Raw genomic sequence first — 22,618 nt, forward strand, 5'->3', positions numbered from 1 at the left:
TTTCATGGGAGAAGTCCGCTTGTCTGCCGAAGCAGCACCCCGGGGCACGACCGCCCGATCACGGCGCAGCGCCGCGTTCGCCGTCTGGTACCTGCGCGTCGTCACGTTCATCAACTTCCTGAGTGCCGTCTGGGTCTCCTTCGGGCAGGACCTGCGCCGCCACAACGAGGACAACTACTTCACCCCGTACATGCTCACGGCGGGCTTCGCCTCGGGGGTCTTCACCCTCTTCCTGGCGATCACCATGCGGCGGCGCAAGAGGGCCGCGTGGATCCTCAACATGGTGCTCGGCGGGCTCTTCCTGCTGCTCTTCGCGCTGGTGATGTTCTTCCCGGAGATCCGGCAGCACGCCCAGAACTGGATCTCGCTGGCCCTGACCGCCGCGTTCGTCCTCGCGCTGCTGCTGGGCCGCAAGGAGTTCTACGCGAAGGGCGACCGCTCCAACCCGTGGCTCGCCGCGATCGTCGCGGTCGGCGGACTGCTCGTCACCTCACTGCTGGCGGCGGTCCTGGTCACCGTCACCAACACCTCCACCGCCCACTCCACCTTCCTGGAGCGCTGGCGCTACGGCGTGATGCGGCTGATCACACTGGCCTCGGACGACTCCCGGTTCGCCGGGATCACCACCCCCGGCTGGGTCGACGTCACCATCAACGTCCTGTCCACGCTGCTGCTGTTCGCGGTGCTCTTCGCCGCCTTCCGCTCCCGTCGGGCCACCGACCCGCTGACCGAGGAGGACGAGGAGCGGCTGCGGGCCCTGCTCGACAAGCAGGGGGACCGCGACTCGCTCGGCTACTTCGCGCTGCGCCGTGAGAAGAGCGTCGTCTGGTCGCCGAGCGAGAAGGCCGCCGTCACCTACCGGGTGGTGGGCGGGGTCTCGCTGGCCTCCGGCGACCCGATCGGAGACCCCGAGGCCTGGCCCGGGGCGATCGAGCCGTGGCTGGCCGAGGCGCGCGAGCACGGCTGGATCCCGGCGGTGATGGGCGCGAGCGAGGAGGCCGGGGTCATCTACGCCCGGCACGGTCTGGACGCCCTGGAGCTGGGCGACGAGGCGATCGTGGAGACCGACGAGTTCACCCTGGACGGGCGGGCCATGCGGACGGTCAGGCAGGCCTTCAACCGGGTGAAGCGGGCCGGGTACGAGGTCCGGATCCGGCGCCACGAGGACATCCCCGCCGAGGAGATGGCGGAGCTGCTGCGGAAGGCCGACGACTGGCGGGACGGGGCGACCGAGCGCGGCTTCTCGATGGCGCTCGGCCGGCTCGGCGACCCGCGGGACGGTCGGTGCGTGATGCTGGAGTGCAGGGACGGCGGCGACGGGGAAGGGGAGGGCGAGCTGCGGGCGGTGCTGTCCTTCGTCCCGTGGGGGCCGAAGGGACTGTCGCTCGACCTCATGCGCCGGGACCGCGAGTCCGAGAACGGCCTGATGGAGTTCATGGTCATCGAACTCCTGCAGCGCGCCGAGGAGATCGGGATCACGCAGGTCTCACTGAACTTCGCGATGTTCCGGTCCGTCTTCGAACGTGGCTCGAAGCTCGGGGCGGGACCCGTGCTGCGCATGTGGCGTTCGCTGCTCAGCTTCTTCTCCCGCTGGTGGCAGATCGAGTCGTTGTACCGCGCCAACGCCAAGTACCGACCGATCTGGGAGCCCCGATTCATGCTCTTCGAGAAGAGTGCGGACCTGCTGCGCATCGGCCTCGCCGCCGGTCGCGCGGAGGGGTTCCTGGAGGCCCCCGGGCTGCCGAAGTGGATGCACCGCCGGCATCTGGAGAGCGGCCGTTGACCCGCTCGCTCCGGGAGTTCGCCCGCCGCGAGTGGGGCCCGCTGTTCCTCACCGTACGGACGGCGCTCGTCACGAGGAAGTGGCGGGCGGCCCCCATGACGCTCGCCGCCGTCTGTCTCACCGCCCTCTTCCAGCTGGTGCAGAACCAGGACTGGGGCTATCAGCCGGTCCAGGACATCGGCTCCGTACGGGCCGAGGACCCGTTCTGGCTGGCGCTGCTCCGGACACCGCTCTCGCTGTTCGTTCCCGCCCTCGACCTGCCCGTGTGGGGCGCCCTCGCACAGGTCCTGCTGGTGTTCGGGATCGCCGAGATCTGCCTCGGGCGGTGGCGCACCCTCGCCGTCGCCTATCTGGCGACCCTCTGCGGGACGCTGTACGCGCGGGTGGGCATCGCGCTCGGCCCTGACAACCCCTTCGGGCTGCCCGCCACGGACGCGCAGGTCCACGACACCGGGCCCTCGGCGGCCGTGGTCGGTCTCGCGGTGTACGTCTGCTGGCGGTACGGGGCGCGGTGGACCGGCACGCTCGTCGTCGTGGCGATGGTCGTCGAGGTGATCGTCAAGCCGAACCTGGCGGGCAAGGAGCATCTCGCGGCCATCGCCGGCGTTCTCGTCCTGATGGGGATCCAGGCCTGGCGCGAGCGCGGTCAGGAGGGCGTGGAGCCCCGTCCGGGGACCCGCTCCTGGAAACCGCCGATCAAGTCCTGAGCGCGGCGCCGGATCTTGGTCCAGCGCTTGTCGTGGCGGTACGTACGGATCCGGGAGCGTGCCCTGGCCCGGTGGCGGCGCCCGTAGAACCGGCGGGCCCACCAGGAGCCGGGGCGGGCGAGGCGGACGGCGCCGACGATCGCCACGAACGGGACCAGGGTCCCGATCACCGCCATCCGGAACTTCCCCTTCACCAGGGTGATCAGGATGAGGAGGAAGTTCAGCGCGAGGGTCAGGAGGAAGGTGACCCGGTCCTGGCGTTCGTCGGCGGTCATGTCGTCGACGCCGAGCGGCGAGAAGCCGCTCAGGGCGAGCCCGACCAAAGCGGCGGTGAGGACGACCACCTCGACGCTCTTGCGGCCCTCGTCGGACCAGTACACGTCATCGAGATGGAGGATCAGGGCGAACTCGTCCAGGACGAGCCCCGCGCCGATCCCGAAGACCACGGCGAAGAGGCCGGCGCCGAAACCGTGCCGGTCGCTGCCCACCGCGCCGAACCCGCCGATGACCGTGAGCACCACACCGGGGACGACGTGATGGATGTGGAGCCCGCCGGAGGAGACGTTCCCGAAGGGCCCCTTCCCCGCCCGGATGAGCCGGACGATGGTGCGGGTGACCAGGAACGTCACGATGAACGAGGTCAGCGCGAGAAGCATCGGCAGCTTGCCCGGCTCGACGATGTTGCGGGAGAACCAGTGACCCATGCCACCCCGTTCCGATATGCGCGGTATGCGCAATCTACCGTCCGGAGGCGGCGATTACCCTGCCCGGATGGACGGCCTGCGTTTCGCCTTCGGCACCCTCACCGTGTTCCCCGCCCGCATCACCCGCTGGGACCGGGACGCGGCGCGCGCCGGCATGCTCTGCGCCCCGCTGGCCGGTCTGGTCGTCGGACTCTTCGCCGCCGGGCTCGGCGGGGCGTTCCTCGCGCTCGACTCCGGCCCGCTGCTCGCCGCGGTCGTCTCCACCGCCGTCCCCGCCGCCCTCACCCGGGGCCTCCACCTCGACGGCCTCGCCGACACCGCCGACGGCCTCGGCAGCGCCAAGCCCGCCGAGGACGCGCTGCGCATCATGAAGCAGTCGGACGTCGGCCCGTTCGGTGTCGTCGTGCTGCTCCTCGTCCTGCTCGCCCAGGTCGCCGCGCTCTTCGAGCTGTACGGGGAGAGCTGGGCGCACGGCGCCGTCGGCACCGCCCTCGCCGCGACCGTCGCCCGCCTCGCCCTCACCCACGCCTCCCGGCACGGCGTCCCCGCGGCCCGCCCCGAGGGCCTCGGCGCGATCGTCGCCGCGACCGTCCCGGTCCGGTCCGCGACCCTCTCGACGGCGGTCGTCCTGGTCCTCTGCGCCGCTTCCGGTCTGCTGTTCTCGCCCTACGACGCGCTCCACAACGTCCTGGCGGCGGGGGCCGCCCTGGGCGCCGCGGCGGCCCTTCTGCGCCGCTGCGTTCGGCGGTTCGGCGGCGTGACGGGAGACGTCTTCGGCGCGGTGGAGGAGACGGCGGCGACGACGGCGCTCGTGGCACTCGCCCTCGGGTGACCGTGCCGCGCGGCCCTTGGGCCTGTCGTCGAACGACAGGCCCTAGGGCGGCTCAGCGGGCGGGCTCCGGCAGGTGCGGGAGGGTGCCCCAGGGGTGCGCGCCCGTGCCGGGCACGGCGCAGTGCACCGGGGTGGCCGGCCGGAAGCCGGGCGGCGCCGCGTACACGAGATGGCAGTAGTGGGCGGCGACCGGCAGGTCGAGCGTCCGGTACGTGTCCCAGGGGCCCTCGAAGGTGACGAGGAGGTCGGCGAACTCCTCGTAGCCCGGGTCCGGATGGGCCCCGTGGTTGAGCACCAGCGTCACCGCCCCGGCGGACCGGGCCGCGACCGCGAGCCGGCGGTAGTGGGCGAGGGCGGCGGGCGCGGTGGACACCTGGTCGAGGAAGGCTCCGTCGGTGCCGTACCAGTCGCGGTGGCGGAGCAGATCGGTGACGACCTCGGCGTGCGGACGCCGCGCGTAGTCGGTGTCCGCGTAGCCGAGGAGCCGTACCCCGGCCGCCCGTAGCCGGTCCGCGGCCGCCGCGAACGCCGGGTCGGGAGCCTCCCCCGCGCCGCTCGCCGGGTTGACGACGACGCCGTACAGGGAGGGCGCCGCGTCGACGAGGGCCGACCAGGCCGCGGGCCGTTCGGCCGGGTGCTCGTAGAACGGCACGATGAGGAGACGATTCACGGGACGGGTTCCCTAGACGCGGTGGGCGGTCGGTCGTACCAGGAGGACACAGGTCAGGACGGCGAGCACGGCCGCCGCCGCCCCGGCCGCCACCGGGCCCGCCGCCGGTTCCAGCGACTGCGTCGCCGCCGCGAGCAGACAGACCGCGGCCGCGCTGAGCACCGCCCCGAAGGCCTGGAGCAGCAGCCCCAGCCAGAGCACGGTCCCGATCAGGAGCAGGGTGACGAGCCGCGCCGGCGTCGGCCAGGGCGCCCCGGGCCAGGCCAGGGTCACGGCGACGGTGAGTGCGACGAGGACGGCGAGGTATCCGCCGAGGCAGAGCACGAGGGTGCCGGTGACCGCGCGGCGGAACTCGCGCGCGGTGGCCAGGGTCCGCAGCCGGGTCAGGCTCTCCCCCCGGAAGCGGTGCAGCAGCCACTCGGCGGGCCCCATGGAGAGGGTGAGGGCGATGACGGCGCCCGCAGCGCTGACCAGGGTGTCGCCGATGCCCGCGTGGAGCACGAGCAGACCGCTGCCGAGGCCGAAGAGGCCGTACGGGAGGGAGGCCGCGCGCGGGGGTCCGCCGCGTCCCGCCGCGCCCCGGCGCGCGCCCGGCCGGAGGACGAGCCCGGCGAAGGCGACGCTCGCGGTGAGCGCGGCGAGCAGGAGGCCGGCGCGCAGGAGGTCGGGCAGGTCCCAGCGGAAGGCGGGGACGGCTCCGGCGAGCGGTGCCAGGGCGCAGAGCAGGGCCCGTTCCCGGCCGAGGACCAGGAGCACGGTCGCGGCGGCGAGGTAGACCGACTGGCCGGCGGCGAACAGGGCCGCCGGGGTCTCGCCGGGTGCGGCCGCCACGAGGGCGACGAGCGCACCGGCGAGGGCGCCCGCCGGGGCCCCGAGGAGCAGGGCGCGGGCGGCGGCGGGCCGGTCGCCGAGACCCAGCCAGGTGTACGCGCGGTGGGCGAGGGCCTGGTTCCAGACCCAGCCGGTGACGGCGCCCGCGAGCAGCGGAACCGTTCCGCCCGGGAGCCCGAAACGGCCCTGTTCCCCGGCGAGCAGGGGCGCGGCGAGGACGTACGCGAGGCCGGGCAGGGCGAAGACGAGTCCGCGCAGGAGACAGCCCGCGAGCCCGGTGTGCCAGGAACCGCCGGGCGGCGCCTCCGGAGCGGGGTGACGCCGCTCCACGCGCGCGTAGAGGTCCTCGGCGAGCGCGAAGGAGTCGGCCCGGCCGTAGGTGAGCCGGATGTGGTCGTCGGTCATGCCGTCGGACTCCAGGACGGCGGCGATCTCGTCGGGGTGCACGGCGACGGCGACGAACCCCCCGAGCCGCTCGGCGAGTTCGCCGAGCGGATCGTCGGCGAGTCCGTCCGCGGCGGTGTGCGGCGGGGTGCCGGGGGCGGCCGGCGCGGCGGCCGCGGCCTGGACGCCGGGGGGCCGGCCCGGCGCGCTCTCCCGCCGCGGGCGCGGGATCCCCGGCAGCGGGGTCTCGGTGCTCGGGGGTTTCAGCCACAGGGAGCCGCTCATACCGGGGTGCCTCCCGCTACCAGGGTCGGGGTGATGCGGTGCGGAGCCGGAAGCCGGGCCGGCCAGGGCTTGGGCCGGACCTGGACGCGCGGCGCGGGGCGGGCCCGTTCACCGGCGAGTTCGCGGTAGATCTGGCGGAAGCCGTCCACCGAGCGGTGCAGGGTGAACCGGTCGACGACCCGCTGCCGGGCCTGGCGGCCGAGTTCGGCGCGACGGGCCCCGTCGAGGAGGAGGGCGGTGACGGCGGCGGCCATCACGGCCGGTTCACGGGGCGGGACGACGATCCCGGCGTCGCCGACGGCCTCCCGTACCCCGCCGACGTCGGTGGAGACGGTGGCGCGGCCGCACGACATGGCCTCGATGAGGGAGAACGGGAAGCCCTCGCTGATGGAGGAGAGCATCACCACGCTGCCGGCCGCGTAGGCGCTGGGCACGTCGGAGATCCGGCCCTCGAAGGTGATCCCGTCGGCGACGCCGAGTTCGGCGGCGAGCTTCTCCAGCCGGGTGAGGTAGTCCTCGTTCCCGGCGGGCACCGGGCCGAACAACCGGAGCCGCAGTTCGGGAAGTTCGGCGCGGCAGATGGCGTACGCCCTGATCAGGGTCTCGAGGTCCTTGATGGGGTCGACGCGGCCGCACCAGCTGAGCGTCGGGGTCTCGGGTTCGGGCCCGGCCTCGGGGAAGAGGGCCGGGTCGACGCCGTTGTACACGGTGCGGATGCGGTCGGCGGGGGCGCCGCCGCGCTCCTCCCAGCGCCGGTTGTACTGGTTGCAGGGGGTGATGAGGTCGGCCTTGCGGTAGCCGAGGGTGTTGAGCTCACGGTAGAAGCCGAGCATGAGGGCCTTGACGGGCCAGCGTTGCGCCTCGGTGCGGTAGCCGAGGTAGCGCTCGCGGAGGTAGATGCCGTGTTCGGTGAGCAGGAAGGGCACCCCTTCGAAGTGCTGCGCGGCGAGTGCCGGAAGGGTGGCGAGGCCGCTGGAGACGGCGTGGGCGACGCCGTCGGTGGATATCCGGGCGGCCAGCGGCCGCAGGGCGTGTTCGAGCAGGTCGGTGGCGGTGAGCGCGTCGTGGACCGTGGGCCGGGCCGCGAGCGTCGGCAGATGCGGCATGGTCCAGATCCACATCAGGGAGCGCAGCGCGGTCTCGGAGCGCAGGGCGTTGGTGAGGCGGCCCTGCCGGGCGAGTTCGGCGAGTTCGTACAGGCTGGTGCCGAAGTCGCAGCCCGCCTCCGGGTCGAGGAGGGCGAGCAGCAGGCGCTCGTAGGTGTCGAGGAAGCGGCGTCGCTCACGCCCCCGCAGGGGCCGGCGCGCTCCGGCGAACAGGCCCGGAGCGGTCGGCCCCTGCGGGAGTCCCCAGAGGGGATAGGCGGTGTGCCGGGTGACGTTGGGCGGCAGCTCCCAGGTGACGGGTTCGCGGCCGCTGCCGGTGAGGGCGAGGATCTCGAAGTCGACCTCGGGCATGCCGCGGACGAGCTGGTCGCACCAGGTGCTGACGCCGCCGTGGACATGCGGGTAGGTGCCTTCGGTGAGCATGGTGACATGACGGCCACTGCTCGGCATGTGCGGTTCCCCCCAGAACGTGCTGGTCAGGCGGTCGGGAGCGTGAGTGTGACGCTGGTCTGGAGCGGCTCGGGCGCGGTCCAGGCGGAGCGGGTCCCGGCGTACGGCGTGCCGAAGACCGCGGTGCCGAGGAGGAGGCGCTTGCGGGTGCCCTCGGGCACGGTGACGGGCGCGGTAAGGCCGGCGGGGGCCTTCACGGTGACCGCGGTGCCGATGCGGTAGGCGGTGACCTTCCCGGTGGCGAGGGCCTGGTCCCAGGCGGCGCGGCGGGTCAGTTCGGTGCCGACGTCCCGCTGGGCCGGGTTGACCAGGGGCGCGCTGGGCGCGAACAGGCCACGGTAGTCGGCGAGCACCCGGTCGAGGACGGGGTAGAGCAGGCGTTCCTCGGCGAGGTTCGACTGGTGCACGTAGTGCGGCCGGGGGTCGTTGCCGAGGACGTGGGAGAGGGCGGTGCGGGCTTCCTGCGGCACGATGTGGTCGGCGTAGCCGGTGGCCGTGGGGAGCGGGGCGGGCAGGCAGGTGGAGGCCGGGTTGGACTCGCAGATGCCGCTGCCGCCGTCGGCGCGGGAGGTGTAGATCCAGTTGTACTCGTCGGCCATCTCGGCGGCGGTGCCCACGTTGTAGTACACGTTCATGGGGTGGCGGGGCACGGTCTTCGCGGCGCCGGACGTGGTGCCGACCGCGCGCTGCTGCGGCTCGCGGGAGTTGTCGCTGCCGGTCCACTTGACGCCGTTGTCGGCGAGGGCGCCGGCCAGGTTCGGGTTGTCGACGGGCTGCTGGGGCAGGGTCCTGAGGCCGGAGTGCTCGCCGGTGACGAGTTCGGAGCGGTCGACGGAGATGCCCTTGCGGACGGCCCAGTCGTGGTTGTCGCGGATCTGGGCGGACAGCTCGGCGCGGCTGACCCAGAGGGTGTTGCCCTTGGTGTCCTTGGCGCACTGCCAGGGGACGACGGCGTTGTCCTGGACGCAGCCGAGGAAGGGATGGGTGTACGTGTGGTTGATCCACCGGTACTGGGCGCGGTCGGCGACGAGCCGGTCGGTGAGCGGGTCGGAGCCGGCGTGCTCGGTCTTCCACTGCTCGCCCTGGCCGCCGTTGTAGACCATGTCGAGGGTGAAGCCGGAGGACTTCTGCCAGGCGGCGGCGTACTGGGCGTCGGCGACCGTCATCCGGATGGGGTCGGCGCCCTCGCCGTCGTCGCCGACGCAGTCGAAGTCGCCGGGCGTGCAGTCGAGTCCCGTGTCCCAGCGGGCGTCGGGGGCGAAGACGTCGTCGACGTGCACGGAGAGGTAGTTGCGGCTCTGGCCGAGGTGGACGCCCTGGGTGAGCCATTCGACGATGCCGCGGGCGAGGGCCCGGAACTGCCGCTGGTACTGGTTGTAGGCGAAGGTGACGACCAGTTCGCGGCGCCCGTCGGCGGTGTACTCGCCGACGAGGCTGGCCCGGCCGCCGCCGGGCGTTCCGTCGACGGGTACGTCCACGTAGCTGGTGTAGCCGGCCCGGGGGCGGCCGGCGTAGCCGTAACTCTCGGCGATCGAGGGGTCGTTGTCCTCGAAGGTGAGCGACCCGGCCAGGTACTGGAAGGGGCCCGCCTTCCCGGCGGCGGTGATCCCGGCGGTGGTCCCGTCGAGGACGCCGGACCAGCCGCCCTCGTTGGTGTAGTCGAGCCCGACGCCGGGGTGCGACCAGGTGTAGGCGTCGACCTGCGGGATCCCGAAGGTCCGCTCGTACGTCTGGAGGGCGGTGCGCTCGGCGGAGTCGGTGCCGAAGGCGCTCTCGTGGGGCAGGACGACGCCCTGGTACTTGGCCCGGGGGCGGCCGTCGAGCGTGTCGCTGAGGAAGGCCGTGTCGAGCACCGGCCGGTTCGGGTCGTTCAGGTCGATCCTGCGGTACGGGACGCCGGAGCCCTTCAGCTCGGCGGTGATCGCCCCGACCGCGCTGCCGCCGTCGTCCACGACCAGGACGGTGAGGTCGACCCGGGGCGCGGGGGCCGCGAGGGCCTGCGCGGACGGGACGACGGTGGCGAGCAGCGCGGCGGCGGCGAGGGCCGCGACGCGGGCGGTACGGGGCGCGGTGCGGGCGCCGCCACGGGTGCGCGGAGTGCTTCTGGGCGTACGGATTCGGCCGGAGTCCATCAGGTGGTGTCCCCCCTCGGCAGGCCCCCGCGCACCGGGGGGCCGGGGCGGCGAACCTGTGGAGATGATGCAGATGATGCGAAGACGAGTGGGTCGTCCTTGCGTGACTGAGGCGAGTGTGGACGAGCGCTCCGAGCCTGAACGGTAAACATGAAAGAGACACCACGGATGAGTGAATCAACGCCGCCGTGAGCGAACAGGGTGAGCGAGCGTAGGCTCGTTCTCGGCGCTCTCCGGGCCGAAATACGATGCGGCGGGCACGGTCGGCCCATCCCTCGACCGCCACAGAACTCAATGGAAGCGAGATTTCACCACCGTGACTGCTCTCACTCTCAGCACTGCCGGCGCGGCGACGCTCCGCGCCGACGCCCTCGTCATCGGCGTCGCGAAGTCCGGGAAGGCGCTCGTCGTCGCGCCGGGCGCCGAGGCCGTCGACAAGGCCTTCGACGGTCGGCTCGCCGCCGTCCTGGAGACGCTGGGTGCCTCGGGTGCCGAGGGTGAGGCGACCAAGCTGCCCGCCCCCGCCGGCATCAAGGCCCCCGTCGTCCTGGCCGTCGGCCTGGGCTCCGCGCCCGAGGACGGCGAGTCCTACGCCGCGGAGACCCTCCGCCGCGCCGCCGGTGTCGCCGCCCGCGTCCTGACCGGCTCGAAGAAGGCCGCGTTCGCGCTGCCGATCGACGACGCCGAGGACGCCGCCGCCATCGCGGAGGGCGCCCTGCTCGGCGCGTACGCCTTCGACCAGTACCGGACGTCGGGGGACGCCAAGGACGCCAGGAAGCCGCTGGGCGAGGTCGCCCTCCTCGGTGCCAAGCCGCGCGACAAGGCCCACAAGGCCGCCGCCGAGCGCGCCCAGGCCGTCGCCGAGGAGATCAACCGCGCCCGCGACCTGATCAACATGCCGCCGAACGACCTGACGCCGGCCGCCTTCGCCACCGCCGCCCAGGCCGCCGGCAAGGAGCACGGCCTCAAGGTCCTGGTCCTCGACGAGAAGGCGCTCGCCAAGGGCGGCTTCGGCGGCATCCTCGGCGTCGGCGTCGGTTCGCAGAACCCGCCGCGCCTGGTCCGGATCGGCTACACCCACCCGAAGGCGGAGAAGACCCTCGCCCTGGTCGGCAAGGGCATCACCTACGACTCGGGCGGCATCTCCCTGAAGCCGGCCGGCCACAACGAGACGATGAAGTGCGACATGAGCGGCGCCGCCGCCGTGTTCTCCACCGTCGTCGCCGCGGCCCGCCTCGGCCTCGAGGTCAACGTCACGGGCTGGCTCGCCCTCGCCGAGAACATGCCGTCCGGCTCCGCCACCCGCCCGGGTGACGTGCTGCGCATGTACAGCGGCAAGACCGTCGAGGTCCTGAACACGGACGCCGAGGGCCGGCTCGTCCTCGCCGACGCGCTGACCAAGGCGTCCGAGGAGCACCCGGACGCGATCGTCGACGTGGCGACCCTGACCGGCGCGATGGTCCTGGCGCTGGGCAACCGCACCTTCGGGATCATGGCCAACGACGACGACTTCCGCTCCACGATCCACGAGATCGCGGAGGAGGTCGGCGAGGCGTCCTGGCCGATGCCGCTCCCCGCGGACCTGCGCAAGGGCATGGACTCCCCCACCGCCGACATCGCCAACATGGGCGAGCGGATGGGCGGCGGCCTGGTCGCCGGTCTCTTCCTCCAGGAGTTCGTGGGCGAGGGCATCACCTGGGCCCACCTGGACATCGCGGGCCCGGCCTTCCACGAAGGGGCCCCGTACGGCTACACCCCCAAGGGCGGCACCGGCTCCTCGGTCCGCACCCTGGTGCGGCTGGCCGAGCTGACGGCGGCCGGCGAGGTCTGAGCAGCGGTGTGACCGAGACGGCCCCGGGCTGCGCGCCCGGGGCCGTCTCCTGTTCGCCCGCGACGAAATCCGTAGGTTCGTACGCTCTGGTCCGCCCCCCGTACGGACGATCGGCCGTCTCAGAGCACGGCCCCGCGTCCCGCCATCCGTCAACAAGTGCGAAGATGGGTTCTCGGCAGGACAGGGCCCCCACCACAGGGCCGAAAATAAGCGGCCGAACACCAGCCGACCGACCGGTCCTCACCCGAAAGGGGAACGAGGGGACCGGCGACGAGCGCACATGCATGGAGGACGTGACGTGGCGAACGACGCCAGCACCGTTTTCGACCTAGTGATCCTCGGCGGCGGTAGCGGCGGTTACGCCGCGGCGCTGCGCGGAGCGCAGCTGGGCCTGGACGTCGCACTGATCGAGAAGAACAAGCTCGGCGGCACCTGCCTGCACAACGGCTGCATCCCGACGAAGGCCCTGCTCCACGCCGGCGAGGTCGCCGACCAGACCCGCGAGGCGGAGCAGTTCGGTGTCAAGGCCTCCTTCGAGGGCATCGACATCAAGGCCGTGCACAAGTACAAGGACGACGTGATCTCGGGCCTGTACAAGGGTCTGCAGGGTCTCGTCGCCTCCCGCAAGGTGACCTACATCGAGGGCACCGGCCACCTGTCCTCCCCGACCTCCGTCGATGTCGACGGTCGTCGTGTCGAGGGCCGTCACATCCTCCTGGCGACCGGTTCCGTGCCGAAGTCCCTCCCCGGCCTGGAGATCGACGGCAACCGGATCATCACCTCGGACCACGCGCTGACCCTGGACCGGGTCCCGGAGTCCGCGATCATCCTCGGCGGCGGTGTCATCGGCGTCGAGTTCGCCTCCGCGTGGAAGTCCTTCGGCACCGACGTCACGGTGATCGAGGGCATGAAGCACCTCGTCCCCGTGGAGGACGAGAACAGCTCGAAGCTTCTTGAGCGCGCGTTCCGCAAGCGCGGCATCAAGTTCAACCTCGGCACGTTCTTCCAGTCCGCCGAGTACACCGACAACGGCGTCAAGGTCACCCTGGCCGACGGCAAGACCTTCGAGGCCGAGGTCCTCCTGGTCGCCATCGGCCGCGGCCCGGTCTCCGCCGGTCTCGGTTACGAGGAGCAGGGCGTCGCGATGGACCGCGGCTACGTCCTGGCCGACGAGTACATGCGTACCAACGTGCCGACGATCTCGGCCGTGGGCGACCTCGTCCCGACGCTCCAGCTCGCGCACGTCGGCTTCGCCGAGGGCATCCTCGTCGCGGAGCGCCTGGCCGGCCTCAAGGCCGTCCCGATCGACTACGACGGCGTGCCCCGGGTGACGTACTGCCACCCCGAGGTCGCCTCCGTCGGCATCACCGAGGCCAAGGCCAAGGAGATCTACGGCGCGGACAAGGTCGTCGCCCTCAAGTACAACCTGGCGGGCAACGGCAAGAGCAAGATCCTCAAGACCGCGGGCGAGATCAAGCTCGTCCAGGTCAAGGACGGTGCCGTGGTCGGCGTCCACATGGTCGGTGACCGCATGGGCGAGCAGGTCGGCGAAGCGCAGCTGATCTACAACTGGGAGGCGCTGCCGGCCGAGGTCGCGCAGCTCATCCACGCCCACCCGACGCAGAACGAGGCGCTCGGCGAGGCCCACCTGGCCCTGGCCGGCAAGCCTCTGCACTCCCACGACTGACGCTCACGTCATCACAGGGCGCGACGACCACTTCCCGCAATTCGTTAGGAGCAACTGAAACCATGTCGGTTTCCGTAACCCTGCCGGCGCTCGGCGAGAGCGTCACCGAGGGCACCGTCACCCGCTGGCTCAAGGCCGAGGGTGAGCGTGTCGAGGCCGACGAGCCGCTGCTCGAGGTCTCGACCGACAAGGTCGACACCGAGATCCCCGCCCCCGCCTCGGGCATCCTGGCCTCCATCAAGGTCGCCGAGGACGAGACGGTCGAGGTCGGCGCCGAGCTGGCCATCATCGACGACGGCACGGACGCCCCGGCCGCTGCCGAGGCTCCGGCCGCCGAGGCGCCGGCCGCCGAGGCCCCGGCCGCCGAGGCCCCGGCCGCCCCGGCGCCGGCCGCCGAGGCCCCGGCCGCCCCGGCGCCGGCCGCCGAGGCCCCGGCCGCTCCGGCCCCCGCGGCCGAGGCTCCCGCCGCCCCGGCCGGCGGTGCCACCGGCACCGACGTCGTGCTGCCCGCGCTCGGCGAGTCCGTCACCGAGGGCACCGTGACCCGCTGGCTGAAGTCGGTCGGCGAGACCGTCGAGGCCGACGAGCCGCTGCTCGAGGTCTCCACGGACAAGGTCGACACCGAGATCCCCGCCCCGGCCTCCGGCGTTCTCCTGGAGATCGTCGTCGCCGAGGACGAGACCGCCGAGGTCGGCGCCAAGCTCGCCGTCATCGGTGCCGCGGGTGCGGCTCCGGCCGCCGCCCCGGCCCCGTCCGCCCCGGCTCCGGCCGCCGAGGCCCCGGCCCCCGCGCCGGCCCCCGCCGCCGCCCCGGCCCCCGCCGCCGCTCCGGCTCCGGCCGCCCCGGCTCCGGCTCCCGCGCCGGCCGCCCCGGTCGCCGCTCCGGCTCCGGCCGCCCAGGCCCCGTCGATCGCCCCGGCCGTCGTCACCCCGGTTCCGGCGACCCCCGCGGCCGCCCCCGCGGAGGACGGCGCGTACGTGACCCCGCTGGTCCGCAAGCTCGCCACCGAGAACGGTGTCGACCTCGCGGCCGTCAAGGGTTCGGGCGTCGGTGGCCGGATCCGCAAGCAGGACGTCCTCGCGGCCGCGGAGGCCAAGAAGGCCGCCGCCGCTGCCCCGGCCGCGGCCGCTCCGGCCGCCGCCAAGGCTCCGGCCCTGGAGGCCTCCCCGCTGCGCGGTCAGACCGTCAAGATGACCCGCATGCGCAAGGTCATCGGCGACAACATGATGAAGGCGCTGCACGGCCAGGCCCAGCTGACCTCGGTCGTCGAGGTCGACATCACCAAGCTGATGAAGCTGCGCGGCCGCGCGAAGGACGCCTTCGCCGCCCGCGAGGGCGTCAAGCTCTCCCCGATGCCGTTCTTCGTGAAGGCGGCGGCCCAGGCGCTGAAGGCCCACCCGGTCATCAACGCCCGGATCAACGAGGACGAGGGCACGATCACCTACTTCGACACCGAGAACATCGGTATCGCGGTGGACTCCGAGAAGGGTCTGATGACCCCGGTCATCAAGGGTGCGGGCGACCTCAACATCGCCGGTATCTCCAAGAAGACCGCGGAGCTGGCCGGCGCCGTGCGCGCCAGCAAGATCACCCCGGACGACCTGGCCGGCGCGACCTTCACCATCTCCAACACCGGTTCGCGCGGCGCGCTCTTCGACACGATCATCGTGCCCCCGAACCAGGTCGCCATCCTGGGCATCGGCGCCACCGTGCGCCGTCCGGTCGTCATCAACCACCCGGACCTGGGTGAGACGATCGCGATCCGCGACATGACGTACGTCGCGCTGTCCTACGACCACCGTCTGGTGGACGGCGCCGACGCCGCCCGCTACCTGACCTCGGTCAAGGCGATCCTCGAGGCCGGCGAGTTCGAGGTCGACCTCGGTCTGTAGGCCTACGCCGAAAGGCATACGCCGAGGCAACGTAACGAGCCTCACCTGCGGCGCCCCCGCCCGGATGTGTTTCCGGACGGGGGCGCCGCCGTATTGTCTTGAGAGTCAACACTCCCGGAGGAGCCGCTTCATGACCGTCCCCGTCGTCCACTCGCTGCGCGAGCAGATCCGCGAGCACATCGTGGAGGGGATCGTCAGCGGCCGCTGGAAGCCGGGCGAGCGGATCGTGGAGCGCCGGATCGCGACCGAGCTAGAGGTCAGCCAGACGCCCGTGCGCGAGGCGCTGCGCGAGCTGGAGTCGCTGCGGCTGATCGAGTCGGCGCCGAACAAGGGCGTCCGGGTCCGCAACCTGACCGCCGCCGACCTGGAGGAGAGCTATCCCGTACGGGCCGGTCTCGAGCAGATCGCGGCCGAGCTGGCGGCCGGCCGGCTCGCGGCCGACTGCTCGGCCCTGGAGCCCCATGTGGCGGCCCTGTACGAGGCGGACGCGACCTCCGACGGCACGGCCCAGGTGCGGCACACGGTGGCCTTCCACCGGGAGCTGGTGAAGGCGGCGGGGAACGCCGTCCTGCTGCACACCTGGGAGACGCTCGGCATCGAGGTCTTCACGGCCCTGTCGATCCGCTGGCTGGGCACGGTCCAGAAGTCGTACGCGGAGGAGCACCAGGAGCTGGTGGAGGCCTTCCGGCGGGGTGATCCGAACATCGGCGCGCTGGTGAAGGCGCACGTGCTGGGTTGCGCGCCGCGCGCCTGACCTCTTTTCTCGTCACGGACAGTGAGCGGGTCCACCCTTCGGGTGGGCCCGCTCATTCGTGCGCGCATCCCCTCAGAAAGCCGCCCTTCCGGGCTCTCACCTGCGAAAACAAGGCACCGGGTGCCCTGTTTCGCGGCACCCTGTGCCGACTTTCTCGATCTGAAGAGGTTTTCCCCTTCAACCCTTTGATCGATCATCGATCGCCGGTTTACAGTCTTCGGCGGGCCGCTACCCGGCCCTTCGCCCTGTCCTGCCAGACAAGGCACCCCTTCTCCACCCCCACCTGTCCGGAAGGCGGCGATCATGACCGATCCCGTAGGCAAGATTCCGAGCGAGCTCGACCAGCTCCCGGACCGTGACACCGAGGAGACCGCCGAGTGGGCGGCCTCCCTGGACGCCGTCACCAAGGCCGCCGGCCCCCACCGGGCCGCCTACCTGATGCGCCGCACGCTCCAGCACGCCGAGGGCGCGGGCCTCGCCCTGCCCAAGCTGCTGGAGACGGACTACGTCAACACCATCCCGACCTCCGCAGAGCCGACGGGCGCCGCGTTCGACGGCGACGAGGACATGGAGCGCCGGATCACCGCCTGGAACCGCTGGAACGCGGCCGCGATGGTCACCCGCGGCTCGAAGTACGGCGTCGGCGGTCACATCGCCACCTTCGCGTCGGCCGCCTGGCTGTACGAGACCGGCTTCAACCACTTCTTCAAGGGCAAGGAAGCCGACGGTTCCGGCGACCAGCTCTACATCCAGGGTCACGCCGCGCCCGGCATCTACGCCCGCGCGTTCCTGGACGGGCGCCTCGACGAGGCCCACCTCGACAACTTCCGGCAGGAGTCCGGCGGCAACGGTCTGCCCTCCTACCCGCACCCGCGCCGCCTGCCCTGGCTGTGGGAGTTCCCGACCGTCTCCATGGGTCTGGGCCCGCTCTCCGCCATCTACCAGGCGCGCTCCAACCGTTACCTGACCAACCGCGCGATCAAGGACGTCTCCGCCTCGCACGTGTGGGCGTTCCTCGGTGACGGCGAGATGGACGAGCCCGAGTCGACCGCGGCCCTCGCCCTGGCCGCCCGCGAGGGTCTGGACAACCTGACCTTCGTCATCAACTGCAACCTGCAGCGCCTCGACGGCCCGGTCCGCGCCAACTTCAAGATCGTGCAGGAGCTGGAGGCCCAGTTCCGCGGTGCCGGCTGGAACGTCGTGAAGTCGCTGTGGGGCAACGCCTGGGACGAGCTGTTCGCGCTCGACACCACCGGTGCCCTCGTCCGCCGCCTCCGCGAAGTGCCGGACGCGCAGGTCCAGACGTACCAGACCCGCGACGCCGCCTACATCCGCCAGGACTTCTTCGGCAAGGACCCGGCGCTCGTCGCGATGGCGCAGCTGCTGAGCGACGACAAGATCCTGGAGTGCTTCCACCTCTCGCGCGGTGGCCACGAGCCGCGCAAGGTGTACGCCGCGTACAAGGCCGCCGTGGAGTTCAAGGGCGCGCCGACGGTCATCCTCGCGCAGACCGTCAAGGGCTTCACCCTCGGTGAGGGCTTCGCGTCGAAGAACGCGAACCACCAGATGAAGAAGCTCTCGAACGACGAGTTCAAGAACATGCGTGACCTTCTCGAACTGCCCATCTCGGACGCGCAGTTCGCCGACGGTCAGGTGCCCTACGGCCACCCCGGCGCCGACTCCCCCGAGGTCCGCTACCTGCAGGAGCGCCGCGCGGCGCTCGGCGGTCCGGCCCCGGCCCGTCGTACCCACGCGATCGCCCCGCTGCCGGCCCCGGCCGAGAAGGCCTTCACCGCCTTCGACAAGGGCTCCGGCGCGCAGTCGATGGCGACCACGATGGCCTTCGTCCGCCTGGTCAAGGACCTCATCCGCGACAAGGAGACCGGCAAGCGCTGGGTCCCCATCGTCCCGGACGAGGCCCGTACCTTCGGTATGGAATCGCTGTTCCCGTCGCTCGGCATCTACTCGCCGAAGGGCCAGACGTACGAGCCGGTCGACCGCGACCAGCTGATGTACTACAAGGAGGCCGTCAACGGCCAGATCCTCAACGAGGGGATCACCGAGGCCGGTTCGATGGCCGACTTCATCGCCGCTTCCACCGCGTACTCCACGCACGGCGAGGCGATGATCCCGTTCTACATCTTCTACTCGATGTTCGGCTGGCAGCGGACCGCCGACCAGATGTGGCAGCTCGGCGACCAGCTCGGCCGCGGCTTCCTCATCGGTGCCACCGCGGGCCGTACGACCCTGACGGGTGAGGGCCTGCAGCACGCCGACGGCCACTCGCCGGTGATCGCGGCGACCAACCCGGCGGCGCTGACGTACGACCCGGCGTTCGCCTACGAGGTCGCGGCCATCGTCAAGGAGGGTCTGCGCCGGATGTACGGCGAGGCCGCCGAGGGCGAGGACCAGAACGTCTTCTACTACCTCACCGTCTACAACGAGCCGATGCCGCAGCCCGCGAAGCCGGCCGGCATCGACGAGGGCATCGTCAAGGGCCTCTACCGCTTCAACACGGCGGAGTCCGCGGGCCTCGACCTGCCCGCGAACGCCTCTCGCATCCAGCTCCTCTCCTCCGGTACGGCCATCCACTGGGCCCTGGAGGCGCAGAAGCTGCTCGCCGCCGAGTGGGGCGTGGGCGCCGACGTGTGGTCCGCGACCTCCTGGACGGAGCTGCGGCGCGACGCGCTGGAGTCCGACGCGGCGCTGCTGCGCGGCGAGGAGCAGGTGCCGTACATCCGCCGGGCCCTGGAGGGCGTCGAGTCCCCGGTCCTCGCGGTCTCCGACTACATGCGCCAGGTCCCCGACCAGATCGCGCAGTGGGTCGAGCAGGACTGGTCCTCGCTCGGCGCGGACGGCTTCGGTCTCTCGGACACCCGTGACGCGGCCCGCCGCCACTTCGGCGTCGACGCCCAGTCGATCGTCGTCGCCGCCCTCGCTCAGCTCGCCCGCCGCGGCGAGGTCCCGGCCTCGGCCGTGAAGGAGGCGCGCGAGCGCTACGGCCTGTAGGCCCTGCCCGGTTGTCGGTGCGGGCGCGCATGATGGGTTCATGCGCGCCGCCCGGCTGATCAAGATGGTCCTTCTCCTCCAGTCCCGTCCTTCGATGACGGCGGCCGAGCTCGCCACCGAGCTGGAGGTGTCGGAGCGCACCATCACCCGCGATGCCCTCGCCCTCTCCGAGGCGGGGGTTCCGGTGTATGCGGACCGGGGCAGGGCCGGTGGGTACCGGCTCGTCGGCGGCTACCGCACCCGGCTGACGGGCCTGGCGCGGGGCGAGGCCGAGGCGCTGTTCCTGTCCGGACTGCCCGGCGCGCTGCGGGACATGGGCCTGGACGACGCGGCCTCGGCGGCCCGCCTCAAGGTGTCCGCGGCGCTGCTGCCCTCGCTGCGGGACGCCCCGGACTCGGTGGCGCAGCGCTTTCTGCTCGACGCGCCGGGCTGGTACCAGGAGCCGGAGACCCCGGAGCTGCTGCCGCCGATCGCGGAGGCGGTCTGGGACGACCGGATGGTCTCGGCCCGCTACCGGCGCGGTGACCGTGAGGTGGAGCGCGAGCTCGCCCCGTACGGCCTCGTCCTGAAGGCGGGCGTCTGGTACCTGTGCGCGCGGTCCGGTACGGCGTTCCGCACCTACCGGGTGGACCGCTTCGCCTCCGTCGCCCTCTCCGTGGAGCGCTTCGACCGGGACGGGGCCTTCGACCTGTCCGCCTTCTGGGCCGAGCGCGCGGCGGAGTTCGCCCGGTCGATCCTGCGCGCCGAGACCGTCGTCCGGCTCACGGAGGAGGGCGCCCGCCGGCTGCCGTACGTGACGGACCGCGCGGCCGCCGAGAAGGCCCTGGCGGCGGCGGTGACCGAGGAGGGCGGGCTCCGGGTGGTGCTTCCGGTGGAGAGCGAGGAGGTCGCCTTCTCCCAGCTCCTCACCCTCGGGCCGGAGGCCGAGGTGCTCGCCCCGGCCTCCTTGCGCGAGCGCTTCGGCGCGGCCGCCCGTGCGATGGCCGCGCGGTACGCGTGAGGGTCACCGGTAGTCGTTCACGTCCGGGCTGCCCTTCTCGTCGGCGAGCATGAAGCCCCAGGCGTCCGGCCGTGAGCCGTCCGCGTCGGTGAAGCCGTACTCCCCCGCGAGCTGACCGCTCGACAGCGACCGGCCGTTCCAGCGGTGCCGGCCCGGGTCGGCGGCGAGTGCGGCGATCGCCCTCCCCACGTACACCGGGGACTCGGCGACCGCGAAGCCGGGGATCTTCTCGGCGGCCTCGCGCCAGTTCTCCTCGGTGACGCCGAACGTGGCGAGCATCTGCTCGGACCTGAGCCATCCGGGGGTGACGCAGACCGCCGTGCCGCCGTACTCCGCGAGCTCCTCCCCGAGGCCGAAGGCCATCCGGATCGGGGCGTTCTTGGCGAGGTCGTAGAAGAGGTTCTCGCGGTAGCGGGTGCCGTTGTACTCGGAGGTGCCGTCGGTGATCTCGACGACGAGTCCGCCCCGGTTCCGGATGAGCAGCGGGATCGCCGTGTGGGAGGTGATGGCGTGGGTCTTCACCCCGAGTTCCAGCATCCGCAGACCGCCGGTGAGGTCGCTCTCCCAGGTCTTCCTGCCGAAGACGAGCAGGTGCTCGCCGCCCCACACGTCGTTCACGAGGACGTCGAGCCGCCCGTGCTCCCGGTCGATCCGGTCGACCAGCGCCTTCACCTGCTCGACCTCCAGGTGGTCGGTGGGGACGGCGATGCCCACGCCGCCGGCGGCCGTCACCAGTTCGGCGGTCTCCTCGATGGTCTCGGTGGCCCGGCCCACCTCGCTGAGCCTCTCCCGGGTGGTCCGCCCGGTGACGTACACCGTCGCCCCGGCCGCGCCGAGCTGGACGGCGATGCCCCGGCCCGCGCCCCGGGTGGCCCCGGCGACCAGGCAGATCCGTCCGCGCAGGCTCTTCTCCGGGTGCGCCGCGCTCGCCCCGCCGGCTTCGTTCGTCTCGTTCGTCGGGTTCGTCTCGTTCGTCTCCGTCGTCATGCACATCAGATTCGCAGGCAAGTACGACATCTTCTGTCTGGATTCATTTCGGGCTTTCCGGGTGCGTCGCACTCCCCGAACCAGGATGCTGGTCCCGTGATGGACGAGACGGAGTTCTGGGAGATCATCGACGCCAGCCGCGAGGACGCCGAGGGCGACCCCGAGGAACAGGCCGACCTGCTCGTGGAACGGCTGACCCGGCTGGACCCCGACTCCGTGCTCGACTACGCGCGCCACTTCGAGGCCCGCTACAACCGCGCGTACCTCTGGGATCTGTGGGGTGCGGCGGCGGTGCTCTTCGACGGGGCGGGCGACGAGACCTTCGACTCGTTCCGCTGCTGGCTGATCGGCCAGGGCCGGGAGGTGTACGAGGGCGCGGTGCACGATCCCGACGGGCTCGCGGAACTGCTCGGCGACTTCGACGTGGAGATCGACGGGGACGGCGAGGAGATCGGTTTCGCGGCGGACGAGGCGTACGAGCAGCTGACCGGCGCGGAGACCCCGGACCTGGGCATTCCGATGCCGGGCGGGGAGCCGCTGGGGGCCCCGTTCGACCTGGAGGACGACAAGGTCCTCGCGGCCCGCTTCCCCCGGCTGTGGGAGCGCTTCGGGAGCGTGTAGCGCGGGCCCGGTCCCGGTCGGCAGCCCCGCCGCCGACCGGGGAGACCGTCGTCCGTCAGAAGTGCGTGCCGCCGTCGATGCGGACCTCGGTGCCGGTGATGAACCGGCCGTCCTCGGACGCCAGCATCGCGACGACGCCCGCGACGGTCTCGGGGCCGGCGAAGCCCTGGCCGAGGGCGGGGGCGAGCTTCCCGAAGAGGGACCAGTCGGCGTCCTCGGGGATGCCGGGGCCGACACTCTGGCGGCTGGCGCCGGTGCCGTCGGTCATGCCGGAGGAGATGGAGCCGGGCTGGACGGCGGTGAAGCGGATGCCCTGCTTGGCGTACTCGGCGGCGAGCGCGTGGGTCATGGACTGGATGCCGCCCTTGCTGGCCGCGTAGGCCGCCATGTAGGGGTGCGCGAACATGGCGGAGGTGGAGGAGAAGTTCACGACGGCGGCGCCGTCGCCCTCCAGGAGCGCGGGGACCGACTCGCGGATCATCAGGAACGTGCCGGTGAGGTTGATCCGTATCACCTGCTCGAAGGAGTCGAGGCTCGTCTCACGGGTGTGCGAGGAGCGCAGGATGCCGGCCGCGTTGACCAGGACGTCCAGGCCTCCGAGCGCCTCGACGGCGGTGGCGACGCCGGCACGCACGGAGGCCTCGTCGGCGACGTTCAGGACGACGGTGGTGAGGCGGTCGGCGGCGTCGCCGGCCTTGGCGACGGTGTCCTGGAGTCCGTCCTCGCTGATGTCGGCGGCGACGACCCGGCCGCCTTCGGCGAGCACGCGCAGGACGGTGGCCTGGCCGATGCCGGAGCCACCGCCGGTGATGAGCGCGCGGCGTCCTTCGTAACGGGTCAGCTGGTTCATGGTGGCAACCTCTCGATGTCGAGCTTCCGGGAATCCTGCTTCCGGGACGTCTGAGGGTCCCGGGATGCTGCCACCGTACGCCCAGGTGGCACGCTTTGCCACA

At 72.2% G+C, this 22,618-nt stretch carries 17 protein-coding genes; 10 read left to right on the plus strand and 7 right to left on the minus strand.

Annotated features, from left to right (window positions below):
* Positions 1-4 precede the first annotated feature (4 nt).
* A complete protein-coding gene (locus tag OG392_RS10740; protein ID WP_329277983.1) occupies positions 5-1,783 on the plus strand; it encodes a phosphatidylglycerol lysyltransferase domain-containing protein in 1,779 nt (592 codons plus the stop codon).
* Complete coding sequence (locus tag OG392_RS10745) at positions 1,780-2,490, plus strand: hypothetical protein (RefSeq protein WP_329277985.1); 711 nt, start codon at positions 1,780-1,782, stop codon at positions 2,488-2,490. Before OG392_RS10740 ends, OG392_RS10745 begins: the two co-directional genes overlap by 4 nt.
* Here the strand turns inward: OG392_RS10745 and OG392_RS10750 are convergent.
* Positions 2,430-3,194 (minus strand): hypothetical protein, encoded by a 765-nt coding sequence (locus OG392_RS10750; protein ID WP_329277987.1) that lies wholly within the window; start codon positions 3,192-3,194, stop codon positions 2,430-2,432. The genes OG392_RS10745 and OG392_RS10750 overlap by 61 nt on opposite strands.
* 67 nt (positions 3,195-3,261) lie before the next feature.
* Between OG392_RS10750 and cobS the strand changes: the two genes are divergently transcribed.
* Entirely contained in the window at positions 3,262-4,026 is a 765-nt protein-coding gene (cobS, locus tag OG392_RS10755) for an adenosylcobinamide-GDP ribazoletransferase (protein ID WP_329277989.1), read from the plus strand.
* Positions 4,027-4,078: 52 nt separating this feature from the next.
* Here the strand turns inward: cobS and OG392_RS10760 are convergent, their stop codons facing one another.
* Genes OG392_RS10760 through OG392_RS10775 form a run of 4 tightly spaced genes read right to left on the minus strand, consistent with a single transcriptional unit; the run spans position 4,079 to position 9,884 of the window.
* Entirely contained in the window at positions 4,079-4,696 is a 618-nt protein-coding gene (locus OG392_RS10760; protein ID WP_329277991.1) for a spherulation-specific family 4 protein, read from the minus strand.
* Between the two features lie 12 nt (positions 4,697-4,708).
* On the minus strand, positions 4,709-6,196 hold the full coding sequence (locus OG392_RS10765) for a hypothetical protein (protein ID WP_329277993.1): 1,488 nt from the start codon (positions 6,194-6,196) through the stop codon (positions 4,709-4,711).
* The gene (gene pelF / locus OG392_RS10770) at positions 6,193-7,752 is read right to left on the minus strand and encodes a GT4 family glycosyltransferase PelF (RefSeq protein ID WP_329277995.1); all 1,560 of its coding nucleotides are present in this window, start codon (positions 7,750-7,752) and stop codon (positions 6,193-6,195) included. Before pelF ends, OG392_RS10765 begins: the two co-directional genes overlap by 4 nt.
* A 26-nt stretch (positions 7,753-7,778) precedes the next feature.
* Positions 7,779-9,884, minus strand: a complete 2,106-nt coding sequence (locus OG392_RS10775; RefSeq protein WP_329277997.1) for a hypothetical protein — start codon at positions 9,882-9,884, stop codon at positions 7,779-7,781.
* A gap of 316 nt (positions 9,885-10,200) precedes the next feature.
* On the opposite strand from OG392_RS10775, the gene OG392_RS10780 reads away from it, so the two are divergent.
* The 6 genes from OG392_RS10780 (at position 10,201) to OG392_RS10805 (ending at position 20,057) form a co-directional block, all read left to right on the plus strand.
* Positions 10,201-11,715 (plus strand): leucyl aminopeptidase, encoded by a 1,515-nt coding sequence (locus OG392_RS10780; protein ID WP_329277999.1) that lies wholly within the window; start codon positions 10,201-10,203, stop codon positions 11,713-11,715.
* A gap of 298 nt (positions 11,716-12,013) precedes the next feature.
* Positions 12,014-13,402 carry a dihydrolipoyl dehydrogenase gene (gene lpdA, locus OG392_RS10785; RefSeq protein WP_329278001.1) on the plus strand — a complete coding sequence of 463 codons (1,389 nt, stop codon included), beginning with the start codon at positions 12,014-12,016 and terminating at the stop codon, positions 13,400-13,402.
* A 62-nt stretch (positions 13,403-13,464) separates the two neighbouring features.
* Positions 13,465-15,294 (plus strand): 2-oxoglutarate dehydrogenase, E2 component, dihydrolipoamide succinyltransferase, encoded by a 1,830-nt coding sequence (gene sucB, locus OG392_RS10790; protein WP_329278003.1) that lies wholly within the window; start codon positions 13,465-13,467, stop codon positions 15,292-15,294.
* A 130-nt stretch (positions 15,295-15,424) separates the two neighbouring features.
* Complete coding sequence (locus tag OG392_RS10795; protein ID WP_030314321.1) at positions 15,425-16,048, plus strand: GntR family transcriptional regulator; 624 nt, start codon at positions 15,425-15,427, stop codon at positions 16,046-16,048.
* Positions 16,049-16,351: 303 nt separating this feature from the next.
* The gene (gene aceE, locus OG392_RS10800) at positions 16,352-19,057 is read left to right on the plus strand and encodes a pyruvate dehydrogenase (acetyl-transferring), homodimeric type (RefSeq protein WP_329278008.1); all 2,706 of its coding nucleotides are present in this window, start codon (positions 16,352-16,354) and stop codon (positions 19,055-19,057) included.
* 40 nt (positions 19,058-19,097) lie between these two features.
* Entirely contained in the window at positions 19,098-20,057 is a 960-nt protein-coding gene (locus OG392_RS10805; protein WP_329278010.1) for a helix-turn-helix transcriptional regulator, read from the plus strand.
* Positions 20,058-20,060: 3 nt separating this feature from the next.
* Here the strand turns inward: OG392_RS10805 and OG392_RS10810 are convergent, their stop codons facing one another.
* Entirely contained in the window at positions 20,061-21,044 is a 984-nt protein-coding gene (locus tag OG392_RS10810; RefSeq protein WP_329278012.1) for an SDR family oxidoreductase, read from the minus strand.
* Positions 21,045-21,143: 99 nt separating this feature from the next.
* On the opposite strand from OG392_RS10810, the gene OG392_RS10815 reads away from it, so the two are divergent.
* Entirely contained in the window at positions 21,144-21,665 is a 522-nt protein-coding gene (locus OG392_RS10815) for a DUF4240 domain-containing protein (protein WP_329287192.1), read from the plus strand.
* A gap of 55 nt (positions 21,666-21,720) precedes the next feature.
* Here the strand turns inward: OG392_RS10815 and OG392_RS10820 are convergent, their stop codons facing one another.
* Positions 21,721-22,515 carry an SDR family NAD(P)-dependent oxidoreductase gene (locus tag OG392_RS10820; RefSeq protein WP_329278014.1) on the minus strand — a complete coding sequence of 265 codons (795 nt, stop codon included), beginning with the start codon at positions 22,513-22,515 and terminating at the stop codon, positions 21,721-21,723.
* Positions 22,516-22,618 lie beyond the last annotated feature (103 nt).

Source organism: Streptomyces sp. NBC_00691 (assembly GCF_036226665.1).
Classification (GTDB): Bacteria; Actinomycetota; Actinomycetes; order Streptomycetales; family Streptomycetaceae; genus Streptomyces.